This is a genomic window from Microcystis sp. M44BS1 (genome assembly GCF_020244875.1).
Classification (GTDB): Bacteria; Cyanobacteriota; Cyanobacteriia; order Cyanobacteriales; family Microcystaceae; genus Microcystis; species Microcystis panniformis.
The window spans coordinates 19,522-31,082 of sequence record NZ_JADBVM010000149.1 but is presented as its reverse complement, the minus strand read 5'-3'; the positions used below and the strand labels follow the sequence as shown (position 1 = coordinate 31,082).

Genomic DNA, 11,561 nt, shown 5'->3' with positions numbered 1-11,561 from the left:
CATAATACAGTGAGTTCTTTTCTTCTTCCGTGAATTCTAGGTTAATCATGTTTTTAATGAGTGCTTTGCTTCTAATTATGACTCTTAAACTATATTATTGTCCTTGAGTAAAAAATGCAAGTTGCAGCCGTGCAAAGTATAGTCAGTGCGGCAATAGAAGCCGTTGGTGCAGAACAAACAGAAGCCCAAGAAAGCCAAATGCGCCGTACTTTGAGTAGTTTCCTCAACCGCATCTACTACGATTTACGCAATTTAGGGCAAACTTCCCAAGACCGCGCCCTCAATTTTGCCGCGACTAACGCTTTCCAAGCAGCGCAAACTTTTTCTGAGGCTGTGGGTGCAGGGATGGAACTCGATAGTATTAATGTTTCTAAGAGTCCTTTTTGTCGGCTGGATAGCGATTGCTGGGACGTACAGTTAAAATTCTTTGACCCAGAAAATAGCCGCCGCGCTCGTAAAATCTTCCGGTTTACAATAGATGTGAGTGACTTAATTCCTGTTACTTTGGGCGAAGTGCGTTCCTGGTCTTCTCCTTATTAGTCCTCTCCCCTGCGCTGACTTCTGACTTCAAGTACGGGGGAAGCATTCGGATAGGAAATCTAAGGTTTCAGCGATAGGTTATGCCAGAATGCTTCGCCTCTACCCCCATTATTTACCCGAAAACAACCATGAGACTTCCCAAACAATCTGCTCCCGTCAAACGTCCCCATTTTATTCATCCCCATGAATGCGTCGATATTATTCACGGTGATGGGGAAGATTTAGTAGCTATCCTGATGAAGTTAGTTCATGGAGCTAACTACAATGATACGGCTCAGTTTCAATATCCTCACTATGGCTATCTGAAAATGTCCTCTTTTGGCGGTTTTCGTTATTAGTATCGACTTCTAAAACCTAGTAAAAAACACTGGAGGAAATCAAACAATGGCTAGTAAACCTAAAGGTGCGCCAGAATCAACACCCGCTGCTGCGAATGTTGACCAACCAACCACAGAAAAACCCAAGATTGAGCAACCAGAAACAACTCAACCTAAAGCTAAATATATTCCCGCCACTGGTTTAGAAGATTACGGACGTTGGAAATTGATGTTCCAAGACCGCAAAGCGAATCCCAATGATCCGCCTTTTCGCCGCGGTCGCATCTGGTGTTAGACACCTTCCCTTAATCTTCAGGTTCTATCCCCAAGGCCCTTAACTGTTCCGCTAGGCGATCGGCTCGTTGTCGTTCCTGTTCGGCTCGTTGTCGTTCCTGTTGAGTAGATTCCTGGGAAGTTAACAACAAGTTACCTTCCGCATCCCACCAGCGAAGCCAGGGAAAGAACTGATTTTGGTATTCCCCTTGCCAAATTCCTAACTCTACCTTTAAAGGAACAATGGGATAATGACCGCGCTGATTAGGAGTCATTTTTTGGTAACGACCATTAACTAACTGGTACATCTCGATCTGGGCCTTGTTAACTTCATAAATTCCATAAAAAGGAATTTGAATCGCTCGCTCATAGACCCAAAATTTACCCTTAACAGGCGTTTTATCCCGTTCTTCTTCACCATTACCAGAGACAAATTCTAAGGCAATAACCGGTTCAATGGTTTCTTTCCACATCACAAAAGAACGGCGAACTTGACCATCAATAGTCGTGGGGACATGGGGAACATAAAACCAATCGGGAGCAACAGCACCCTTTTCTAGGGATTCTGGATACTCTGGCAATCGCCAATAAATCCCACAATCTCGACCCAGACAGTAATTACCGTCAGGATGTAATTGCTCTAAAAGGGGTGTAATAGTATCCGTTAAAAGGTCTGCTTGGGGAGGTTCTTGATAGTTTTTCACAAAACTTCCATCTTGATCGGGGAGTTGGGTGTGGTCGGGTAAATGGGAAGCGCAATACACCGTGGTCGAAGGTTCCTGAATTGTGGTTGAGGATTGTACCGTTTGGGTCATTGAACTCATCTTTAATTCCCCTATTTTTGTTATCTAGCTTTTATTCTATAACTGTTCTTGAAAACCTGCAAAAACTATGCCTGATCTCAATGCTATCCCCGGAATGACCGCTCTTCGCTCCCAGACAAAAGGCGATCCACGCATCAAAATCGCCGTTCTTGATGGACCAATTGATTTAGACCGCGCCTGTTTCCAATCAGCAAATATTACCCGACTTGATCCCTATTGGTCGGAAGAATTTCCCATCGATCCGCAACACTTACAAGCCTTTTTAGATGTAGAAAAAAGTGGCAAAAGTGATGAAGAAAAAGGTGATATGTTGAAAGAAGCGATTCCCGATGAAAACATCCTCCACAGTTTGCATTTGCGCTTCCATGCTAACCATATTATCAGCACTATTTGTGGACAGCCAGATTCACCAGTAGAAGGGATTGCTCCTAACGCTACTGTAATTAATATTCCCATCGCCTATAGCAACGATGATTTTATTAATCCTCTCAATCTTTCCCGAGCAATTAGTACCGCGATTGAACAGGGAGTGAATATTATTCATTGTGCCGCTTGTCATCCAACTCAAAGCGGATTAGCGCACGAATTTATTGATAAAGCAATTCGTCAAGCTCAAGCTAATAATATCCTGGTGATTGCCCCCGGAGGTAATGATAAAGGAGAGTGTTGGTGTGTTCCGGCGGTGTTAGAAAATGTCCTGACCGTAGGAGCGATGAAAGATACGGGAGAGCCATTTAAATTTAGTAATTTTGGCGGTAAATATGCAACTCAAGGGATTCTCGCTCCAGGCGAAAATATTTTAGGCGCTCAACCCGCAACCGATGACCCCATCCGTAAAAAAGGGACTAGCTGTGCCGCTCCCATTGTGACAGGAACAGCCGCTTTATTGATGAGTTTACAATTAGAACAGGGTTTATCTCCTGATGCTGAAGCAGTAAGGGCCGCTTTGATTAATAGTGCCATCCCTTGCGATCCTAAGGAAGTAGAAGAACCGGAACGCTGTTTATTAGGAAAAATCAATATTGCGGGTGCTTATGAACTCTTGACAGGTGAACCTTTAAAAGAAGTAGAGAAGCAGGGGAAAGAGGAAACAGCGGAGAAAGAAGCAGGGGAACAATTGCCGGTTACTCTAGTATCCCCCCAAAGTCCTGTAATTACAGCGATTTCTAACTTAAATAATCTTGAAAATGGGATGATTCCTAGTAATGTTACTGAAAATTCAACTTCAGTAACTATTAGCGAAAAGCAACAAATATCTAATACTATTGTTCCTAGTAATATTACTCCTAGTCAACGTTCAAACCTCGTTTATGTGTTAGGAACTTTAGGTTATGATTTCGGCACAGAAGCGCGTCGGGACACCTTTAAACAGTTAATGCCAAGCATCACAATAGATAATCTTGAATTACCATCCAATCCCTACGATGCACGGCAAATGGTAGATTATTTAGAAAGTAATTTATCAGAAACTAAGTCTTTAATTTGGACAGTCAATTTAGAACTAACTCCCATCTATGCAATTAAACCCGTGGGAGCTTTTGCCGCCGAGATTTATCAAGTCATGCAATATATGTTAGCGGGTCAAATATTGCCAGAAGCAGACGAAGATTATGTGGAAAGAGTGAGTATCCCCGGTCTTCTTACTGAAGAAACCGTGAGACTTTTTTCCGGTCAAATTGTTCCGGTAATCAAGGTTAATAGTCCGCGAGGAATGTATGGCTGGAAAGTTAATACTTTGATTGAATCAGCTATAGAAACTGTTCGCACGGAACATGAAATCGCCGATGAAGCGAGGATGCGGCGTTCTCTAACCAGTTTCTTAAATCGCATTTATTATGACTTACGCAACGTCGGACAAATCGCCCGCGATCGCGCCTTAAATTTTGCCGCTACTAACGCCTTTCAAGCGGTACAAACCTTCTCCCAAGCAGTAGCAATGGGAATGGAATTACACAGTATTGAAGTGGAAAAAAGTCCCTTCTGTCGCTACGGAAGTGAATGCTGGGATGTGAAATTAAAATTCTTTGATCCCGAAAATGGTCTGCGCGCTAAACGAGTTTTTCGCTTTACTATTGATGTCAGCGATCGCACCCCTGTAACCTTAGGAGAAGTGCGTTCTTGGGCTGTTTCTAAGTGAGGTTTTAGCTTAGGATCAACTTACCAATATTGAAAAAAGCAATAAGCGATCGCTATTAACTGTGCTGGAAATTTGTCAAGATTAAATTTAACAAACTTAACATCTGAGTCAGATGAACGTAGAACGTAGGTTGGGTTGAAGCATGAAACCCAACGCCTGCTCATGTTACGCTACCGCTAACCCATCCTACAAATAATTGTGCCTCCCTACTTAAATTTAACAAACTTAACATCTGAGTCAGCAGCGAGAGTGTAAGTCGGGATTAGCAATTCTCGCTGGCACTAGCGATCGCTGTTGCCCCGAGAGCAGCGGGAGTAATTGCCCGAATTTTTAGCCCACAGAGACGAGGTATTTTTTGAGCATTCATTGCGAAATTTGTCAAATTATTTAAGAAATGTGAAGGAGCGCAAAGGAAAATTAAAAGAAGGGAAGATATAGATGTTGGGGAGAATACTAAGTGCTAATCTAGGGTTATCCCATCTATTCCGAGGTTAACCGTCCCACAGGAGAAACAATCACCGGATTCCCTTGCTGGCGGCGAAAATCGGTTTCTTTAAATAAAAGTTAACAGAACTTCGCACTTCTGTTAAGAAAAGGTTTACAGAAACTTGTTAGAATAGAGGTAGATAAATCCAGTTGCAAATAGGCGCTCGACCCGATGAATTTTCCGCGCGATCCGACAAAAAAAAGAGAACGAGAACACCGACAATATCTAGACTGTGACCTCTAATTGACTTTCACTCAACAGCGCGATCGAGCAGTTTTTTGAGGATTAAATTCCTAGCATCAACACCCCTTAAAAATAGTTGATGTGGGCAGTCCATAGCAAAATTTTTAGATGGAGTAGTGAGTATGAAGCTATTGATTCAGGGCAATAATATCGCTGTCACCGAACCTATTCATGATTATGTGGAACAAAAGCTGGAGAAAGCGGTGAAACATTTTAACGGCATAACCACAAAAGTCGATGTTCACCTCTCCGTGGAAAAGAATGCGCGCATTCCCGATCGCCACAAGGCAGAAGTAACGGTTTATGCTAATGGAACAGTGATTCGCGCTCAAGAAGGAAGCGAAAATTTGTACGCAAGTATTGATTTAGTTTCTGATAAAATCGCTCGTCAACTCCGCAAGTATAAAGAAAGACTGGTGGATCATCGCACCAACGCCACCGTTAAAACTAGCGAGGTGGTGCAAGAGAAACCCTTAGATGATAACCTAATTGGCGATCGCACTCCCGAATTACCTGCGGAAGTAGTGCGGATGAAATACTTTGCCATGCCACCGATGACTATTGAGGAAGCACTAACACAATTGCAATTAGTCGATCACGATTTCTATATGTTCTGCAACAAAGACACGAACGAAATCAATGTTATCTATCAACGCAATCACGGCGGTTTTGGTGTTATTCAACCCCGTCCCGTCAACCTAAATGGCAAAGAATCCAATTAACAGTTAGCGACTACAAATAAAACAAAAGACTGGAGAAATTCTCCAGTCTTTTTCTCATCTAACCAAGATTAACTTTAACCACTTTATTTTTTTCTGCCACCGCTTTCGGGAGGGTGAGATAAAGAATACCGTCTTGATAGTTAGCGGTAACTTGGCTATTTTGCACCTCCACTGGTAGGGTAATCAAGCGACTAAATTTACCATAATAAAACTCGCTGTTTTCTACCTCGGCAGGGCATTCACGTTGCCCGTTAATAGCCACCATTTGCTTGCTAACCTCCACATCGATATCTTTAATATCCATGCCGGGTAATTCGATTTTTAATTCCACGGAATCCTCGTTAACAGAGATTTCCACCGGGGGACGAGACACCAAGGAAGTTGTCGGTAATACTTCTTGAAAAAGTTGATCGATTTGACGTTGAACAGAATTAATTTCGAGGAAGGGAGAATAAAGAGTGAAAGCCATAGTAATAATTTCCTTGAGAGGTTTTCTCTGACTGCGATTACCTCTATCTTAAGCAACTAACTTGACTTCCACAAGGCGGTTTTCAGGAAATAAAAAGTCGCAATAACCGATACAGTTTCAGTTATCAGTTATCAGTTATCAGTTATCAGTGGCAAGTGGGAAGTTGTGGGGTGTGGAGTGTGGGGTGTGGGGTGTGACCCCCCCAACCCCCCCGACATCGGGGGGGCAGGGGAGGTGGGGAGAATAAATAAAAATAATCTCCTATCGACCGTCTCCTGTCTCCTATCGACCGTCTCCTGTCTCCTATCTCCTGACGACCGCCTTCGTTATAACCATTGTTGTAATTCTGGCCAACCCAAACCCTGACGCACGATATCCGGTTGATCGCCGGTAAAATCAACAATGGTTGACACTTCCGAACCGGGAGCCGAACCATCTTCGATAATTAAATCAACGATATGATCGAGGGCATCGAATAACCTAGCGGTTTCTAACCCCTTGGTGGGAAAATCCCCCTCCTGATCGGGAAGATGGGCAGAACTAGAGATAATAGGATTTTCTAGGGTTTCGAGAATAGTGCGACAGATAACATGATCGGGAACCCGGATACCAGTGGTTTTCCGCTTCGGATTCATCACCACTTTCGGCACTAATTTAGTCGCCGGTAAGAGAAAAGTGTAGGGACCGGGTATAACTCGTCGCATAATTTTATAAGCATAATCGCTGACCACTGCGTACTCGGAAATATTCGACAAAGAAGAACAGAGAAACGTCAAGGGTTTATCATTAGATAGTTGCTTGATTTGGCGAACTCGTTCGACGGCGGATTTCACATTGAGATCGCAACCGATCGCATAGACGGTATCGGTAGGATAAAGCATAATTGCCCCATTTTTCAGGGCATGACAGATTTCTTGGATAGAACGTTGTTGGGGATTTTCCGGATGGAGAGAGTAAATAGTAGCCATGATAGCAAAATCGTCGCCTATTGGGATTGTCCCACGGGAATCGCCGGGGATATGTGTTTAGGGGCATTAGTAGATTTAGGAGTCCCCTTAGAATACCTGATTGCACAACTAAAAACTTTAGGAATCGAGGAGGAATATCAATTAAGGGCCGAAAAAGTGCATCGTCGCGGTCAAATTGCCACTAAGATTCACGTCGATGTCACTGCCGAGAAGTCCGCTGATCACCACCACCATCACCATCATACCCCCGCTCGCCATTTACCGGAGATTGAAAATTTAATTAAACAAGCAAATTTACCCCAGAAAGTCCAAGAATGGAGTGTAGCGGTTTTTCAACAACTTGCGATCGCAGAAGGGGCTGTTCACGGGATTGCACCGGAAAAAGTGCATTTTCACGAAGTCGGGGCAACCGATGCCATTATCGATATCGTCGGGACTTGTTTGGGTTTGGATTGGCTATCGGTGAGTGAATTATACTGTTCTTCTCTACCCACCGGCGGCGGTACAGTTCAGGCCGCCCATGGTCGTTTACCGGTTCCTGTGCCAGCAGTAGTACAATTGTTCAGTCAGCGACAAGTACCAATTTATAGTAATGGCATCGAAGCGGAGTTAGTAACACCCACGGGGGCAGCTATTGTGACAACTTTAGCTAAAAGTTTCGGTAAACCGCCGAAAATGCAGTTAGAAAAGGTCGGTTTAGGAGCAGGGACAAAAGATTTGCCGATTCCCAATCTTGTCCGACTTTGGTTAGGGAAAAAAGAATCAGAAAAGCTAGATGAAAGCGAAACTGTGGCAGTTTTAGAAACTCAAATTGATGACTTAAATCCGCAAGCGATCGCCTACTTAAGTGAGGCTTTATTACAAGTGGGTGCCTTGGATGTATTTAGTCAAGCAATTACTATGAAAAAATCTCGTTTGGGGATACTTTTGACAGTAATTTGTGCCTTGGATAAAATTGCTATTTGTGAAAATATGATCTTTCAGGAAACCACAACTTTAGGTATTAGAAGGACAATTCAAGAGCGATCGATCTTAAAAAGAGAGATACAATTGATCGATACTGTCTATGGACAAATTCGGCTAAAAGTTGCCTACAAAGAGTCAATTAATCAACCGATTACCGTACAACCAGAATACGAAGATTGTGCCGCAATTGCCCGTCAGCATCATCTACCTTGGCGATTTGTTCATCAAATGGCCTTAGCTATTTGGCAAGAAAAAAAGCAGTCTTGACAGCAGGGCAATTTTATCATAAAACTGGTATATCCATTTTTCAAAAGAACGTAGGTTGGGTTGAAGCATGAAACCCAACGCCCGCTCATGTTACGCTACCGTTAACCCATCCTACAAACAATTGTGCCTCCCTACTTATATCCATTTTTCAAAAGCTATTTCCAGGAAGATAATCCCAATTTAAAACCTGTTCTTGGCTAAAAGGACAATCAACAGGAAAAGTTTCTTTTGGTAAATTAGTTTCATTTACCGTCCCTCGCACTGCTTTTTGATAACATTCTGCGAAAATATCGGCTAAATAGGGTTTTAAGCTAGGACTATCCCTGAAAATAAACTCTAATTGTTCTCTTTGCTCATCAATGGTATTTATCCAGCTATTAGTCGGTTTTTCTGGTTGATATTGCCATTTAAGTAAGTGCATCAAGAGAACTTTTAAACGACTAAATACCTCCCGTCTATTATTACGTCCTATATCGGATATTTCTTCGATTAAGTTATCTAAATCGAGGGCTGCTAAATTGCACTTTTTTAAGTGATTTACGGTTTGCTCAATCCACAAATTAAAATCAGTTTCATAAAGCTGAGATAATTGATTTTTCATGTTGAAAATATCCCATTTAGAAGTCGGTGGTAACGCACCACTCTCTTAACTATAACCGCTGACGGGGAGGTAAGTAGTCGGACATAAGTTTTCGCTGCTGTATAAAGTTTTGTAAATAGGGTAGAAGGCTGTATGCAGCAGCGAAAACCGGCTATTTTACATTCCTTAACATAGTGTTGTTTATTTATGTCCGACTACTTACCAATTTTCAGTAGATAGCATCCGAGGGAACCTTGATTCCTTCTTAATTCTCGCTTTAGTCGTGCTTTGATGACATCCCAGCTGCCATTTGCCGTTGAGATAAATTTCCCTCTTGACCAAGTTGGTAGAGCAAGTTTCTTTGTTCTATGTTAAGATATTGGAGGCTTCGTTTTTGGATCTGATTTGTTGTTGTATTGATCAGACAGTACCTGATAATCCTTTTTCTGTCAACTCTTAAGGAGTCGTGCGTTTCATTTTTGAATTGGCAATATTAGGAGGGATAAAAATTATGGTTAATTATCTCACTCAAGAAGAGAAATTACTAGCAGCCGAAGAAGAAAAGTATCTAGAGGAAGAAGATGATGTGGATTTTCCTCCTATAGATATTATTGCTTACAATGAGCAGCGTTCCTGCTCTGATCTAGTTAGAATGTATCAAAAAAAACAATTGGTTATCGATCCAGATTTTCAAAGAGATATGGTGTGGACTGATCCACAACAAACTCGTTTTATTGATAGTTTAATGAAACAGTTACCGATTCCTAGTATGTGTATTAGTCTTGAATATAAGACAGATAAACGCTATATCATCGATGGATTACAACGAATTAGTACCATCGTCAAATTTTTAACTACTGAAGATTGGAAGCTATCAAAATTACCCGATGTAGATTCGTCTATTTCTGGAAGAACAGTTGAGGAAATAAAAACTCAGCATGAAGAATTATATGAACGCGTAGAAAATATGACTATTCCCATCACCATGATTCGCTACGACTCCAGCAAAAAAGCTCATAATAATTATATTTTTACCATTTTCCATCGCTTAAATACCGGTGGAGTAAAACTTAACAATCAGGAGATCAGAAATTGTATCTATAATGGCAAGTTTAATAGTTTTTTAAAAGAATGCGCTCAATATGAAAACTGGCTTTTGCTGATGGATCGAAAGCAGCAAAAAGCATCTCGATTTGAAGATGAAGAATTAGTGCTTCGTTTCTTTGCTTTTTATGATGAATACCACAACTACAAGGGGAAATTGACCAGATTTTTAAATGATTATATGTATAAACATAGATTTGCTCAAGAAAATTTTATCCAATCTAAAGATAGATTATTTAAGCAAACTGTTGACTTAATTTATGATAAAATTTACACAGGAGAACCAATCAAAACCAGTAAAGTTATTACAGAAGGAATTCTTTTAGGAGTTGCCAAAAATTTAGATACTTTAGTCAATCTCTCTAATGATGAATTACAAGACAAGTATTCTAGATTAATAAAATCTGAACCATTTTTAACTAAAAATTTAGCTGGTGGTATTTATCAAAAAGATAAAGCTTTAGAGAGGATTAATACATCTATCAAAATTTTTTCATCTACTGGTAATGATTACTAAAAGTTATTTATTCAAGACGTTAAACAGGCTTGATAGACTCTATAATGAATCTAGAACTGATGATAAAAAAATTTTTTATTCTAAACTAGCTCTAATAGAATTATGTGGCTGGATCGAGGAAACTATGGATGATATAGTTTTAAGATGTGCTAAACGATGCTTAAAGTCCCCAGCTAACCAAAAATTCATCAAAGACGAGATTATTAAGCCTAACTCTAACTTTCAATATGAAGCTTTTAGAAAAATGTTGATGATAGTTATTGGTTTAGCAACATTAGAAAAAATTGAAAAAAAGTTAGAAAAAACTGATAAAATTAGTGCTTTAAAAGGTGATCTTGTTAATCTAAAGAAAAGTCGCAATCGAGCGGCTCATACTCATACTAAAGGTACTTTGAGAACCTATGACGCTCCTTCTAAAACTAAACATGATTTTGATAGAATATATGCTTTGTTAACAGAGTTAGATGCAGAATTGCAACGTCATACCAAATTTCTAAATCCATGACAGACATCCACGCTCGAATGCTTGCCAAACCTTCATTCGTTGTGACGCGAATAAAGAAAAATGGTATCATAAATGTTGACTTATTTCTCGTACAATCGCTTTTAGCGCACCTTCGACAAAGACAATCAGTAAAAATTAAGCTTCCTAACCGGTGAAAATTAACTACAAGCGATCAAAAAACTGGGAAAATATTCAATTGATTCAATGTCATCTTTTTTAACTATCCTGCCCATGAATAATCAGGTCATCCGTACTGATAAAGCTCCGGCCCCTGTGGGTCCCTATAATCAAGCGATCGCCGCTACTGGTCCTTTTCTCTTTGTTGCGGGACAAATTCCCCTAGATCCCGTCACGGGTGAAATCGTCTCCGGGGAAATTAGCGCCCAAACCGAACAAGTTATGGCCAATCTGGAGGGCATTTTAACCGCTGCTGGGGCTAATTGGTCAAATGTGGTGAAAACTACCGTCTTTCTCTCGGATTTAGCCAATTTCGGGGCAATGAATCAAGTTTATGCCCGTTATTTCCCCCCGGAAACCGCCCCGGCCCGGGCCTGTGTGGAGGTGGCCCGTCTTCCCAAGGATGTGCTAGTGGAAATAGAATGTATTGCCGCTTTAGCCTAAAAATTAAGGTGGGCATTGCCC

At 41.1% G+C, this 11,561-nt stretch carries 12 protein-coding genes and 2 pseudogenes; 9 read left to right on the top strand and 5 right to left on the bottom strand.

Translation table 11 applies throughout. The annotated features are described in order from the left end of the window. Positions 1–129 precede the first annotated feature (129 nt). The 3 genes and pseudogenes from IM515_RS12325 to IM515_RS12315 form a co-directional block, all read left to right on the top strand. Positions 130–540 (top strand): annotated as a pseudogene (locus tag IM515_RS12325) (cyanobactin maturation protease PatG family protein); the annotation flags it as partial. A gap of 128 nt (positions 541–668) precedes the next feature. Further along, entirely contained in the window at positions 669–878 is a 210-nt protein-coding gene (locus tag IM515_RS12320; protein WP_287630202.1) for a cyanobactin biosynthesis system PatB/AcyB/McaB family protein, read from the top strand. Between the two features lie 46 nt (positions 879–924). Continuing rightward, positions 925–1,152: a cyanobactin biosynthesis PatC/TenC/TruC family protein gene (locus IM515_RS12315; RefSeq protein WP_002771632.1), complete on the top strand. Its 228-nt coding sequence runs from the start codon at positions 925–927 to the stop codon at positions 1,150–1,152. A gap of 10 nt (positions 1,153–1,162) precedes the next feature. Here the strand turns inward: IM515_RS12315 and IM515_RS12310 are convergent, their stop codons facing one another. Then, positions 1,163–1,954, bottom strand: a complete 792-nt coding sequence (locus tag IM515_RS12310; RefSeq protein WP_287630201.1) for a Uma2 family endonuclease — start codon at positions 1,952–1,954, stop codon at positions 1,163–1,165. 67 nt (positions 1,955–2,021) lie between these two features. On the opposite strand from IM515_RS12310, the gene IM515_RS12305 reads away from it, so the two are divergent. Together IM515_RS12305 and hpf are read left to right on the top strand one after the other, a co-directional pair. Beyond that, complete coding sequence (locus IM515_RS12305; protein WP_287630200.1) at positions 2,022–4,091, top strand: S8 family peptidase; 2,070 nt, start codon at positions 2,022–2,024, stop codon at positions 4,089–4,091. An 852-nt stretch (positions 4,092–4,943) separates the two neighbouring features. Beyond that, entirely contained in the window at positions 4,944–5,543 is a 600-nt protein-coding gene (hpf, locus tag IM515_RS12300; RefSeq protein WP_002771638.1) for a ribosome hibernation-promoting factor, HPF/YfiA family, read from the top strand. A 58-nt stretch (positions 5,544–5,601) separates the two neighbouring features. On the opposite strand, the gene IM515_RS12295 is transcribed toward hpf, so the two are convergent. Together IM515_RS12295 and IM515_RS12290 are read right to left on the bottom strand one after the other, a co-directional pair. Then, positions 5,602–6,012 (bottom strand): Hsp20/alpha crystallin family protein, encoded by a 411-nt coding sequence (locus IM515_RS12295; RefSeq protein ID WP_002771640.1) that lies wholly within the window; start codon positions 6,010–6,012, stop codon positions 5,602–5,604. 326 nt (positions 6,013–6,338) lie between these two features. Continuing rightward, complete coding sequence (locus tag IM515_RS12290) at positions 6,339–6,980, bottom strand: L-threonylcarbamoyladenylate synthase (protein ID WP_002771642.1); 642 nt, start codon at positions 6,978–6,980, stop codon at positions 6,339–6,341. Here IM515_RS12290 and larC point away from each other — a divergent pair. Further along, entirely contained in the window at positions 6,957–8,213 is a 1,257-nt protein-coding gene (larC, locus tag IM515_RS12285; protein ID WP_287630199.1) for a nickel pincer cofactor biosynthesis protein LarC, read from the top strand. The genes IM515_RS12290 and larC overlap by 24 nt on opposite strands. Before the next feature lie 148 nt (positions 8,214–8,361). On the opposite strand, the gene IM515_RS12280 is transcribed toward larC, so the two are convergent. Continuing rightward, positions 8,362–8,814, bottom strand: coding sequence for a DUF29 domain-containing protein (locus IM515_RS12280; RefSeq protein ID WP_052276388.1), 453 nt, complete (start codon positions 8,812–8,814; stop codon positions 8,362–8,364). 212 nt (positions 8,815–9,026) lie between these two features. Further along, positions 9,027–9,193 (bottom strand): annotated as a pseudogene (locus IM515_RS12275) (helix-turn-helix domain-containing protein); the annotation flags it as partial. Between the two features lie 111 nt (positions 9,194–9,304). On the opposite strand from IM515_RS12275, the gene IM515_RS12270 reads away from it, so the two are divergent. The 3 genes from IM515_RS12270 (at position 9,305) to IM515_RS12260 (ending at position 11,540) form a co-directional block, all read left to right on the top strand. Beyond that, positions 9,305–10,414: a DUF262 domain-containing protein gene (locus IM515_RS12270; protein ID WP_287630198.1), complete on the top strand. Its 1,110-nt coding sequence runs from the start codon at positions 9,305–9,307 to the stop codon at positions 10,412–10,414. 124 nt (positions 10,415–10,538) lie between these two features. Then, the gene (locus tag IM515_RS12265; protein ID WP_353847190.1) at positions 10,539–10,919 is read left to right on the top strand and encodes an endoribonuclease; all 381 of its coding nucleotides are present in this window, start codon (positions 10,539–10,541) and stop codon (positions 10,917–10,919) included. A 204-nt stretch (positions 10,920–11,123) separates the two neighbouring features. Then, the gene (locus IM515_RS12260) at positions 11,124–11,540 is read left to right on the top strand and encodes a RidA family protein (RefSeq protein WP_002771650.1); all 417 of its coding nucleotides are present in this window, start codon (positions 11,124–11,126) and stop codon (positions 11,538–11,540) included. Positions 11,541–11,561: the final 21 nt, after the last annotated feature.

What these genes read in the sequence shown, in the direction of transcription:
- IM515_RS12310 (WP_287630201.1), bottom strand. Translation starts at nt 1,954, where the DNA reads ATGAGTTCAATGACCCAAACGGTACAATCCTCAACCACAATTCAGGAA.
- IM515_RS12295 (WP_002771640.1), bottom strand. Translation starts at nt 6,012, where the DNA reads ATGGCTTTCACTCTTTATTCTCCCTTCCTCGAAATTAATTCTGTTCAA.
- IM515_RS12270 (WP_287630198.1), top strand. Translation starts at nt 9,305, where the DNA reads ATGGTTAATTATCTCACTCAAGAAGAGAAATTACTAGCAGCCGAAGAA.
- larC (WP_287630199.1), top strand. Translation starts at nt 6,957, where the DNA reads ATGGAGAGAGTAAATAGTAGCCATGATAGCAAAATCGTCGCCTATTGG.
- IM515_RS12320 (WP_287630202.1), top strand. Translation starts at nt 669, where the DNA reads ATGAGACTTCCCAAACAATCTGCTCCCGTCAAACGTCCCCATTTTATT.
- IM515_RS12290 (WP_002771642.1), bottom strand. Translation starts at nt 6,980, where the DNA reads ATGGCTACTATTTACTCTCTCCATCCGGAAAATCCCCAACAACGTTCT.
- IM515_RS12280 (WP_052276388.1), bottom strand. Translation starts at nt 8,814, where the DNA reads ATGAAAAATCAATTATCTCAGCTTTATGAAACTGATTTTAATTTGTGG.
- IM515_RS12260 (WP_002771650.1), top strand. Translation starts at nt 11,124, where the DNA reads ATGTCATCTTTTTTAACTATCCTGCCCATGAATAATCAGGTCATCCGT.
- hpf (WP_002771638.1), top strand. Translation starts at nt 4,944, where the DNA reads ATGAAGCTATTGATTCAGGGCAATAATATCGCTGTCACCGAACCTATT.
- IM515_RS12265 (WP_353847190.1), top strand. Translation starts at nt 10,539, where the DNA reads ATGGATGATATAGTTTTAAGATGTGCTAAACGATGCTTAAAGTCCCCA.
- IM515_RS12305 (WP_287630200.1), top strand. Translation starts at nt 2,022, where the DNA reads ATGCCTGATCTCAATGCTATCCCCGGAATGACCGCTCTTCGCTCCCAG.
- IM515_RS12315 (WP_002771632.1), top strand. Translation starts at nt 925, where the DNA reads ATGGCTAGTAAACCTAAAGGTGCGCCAGAATCAACACCCGCTGCTGCG.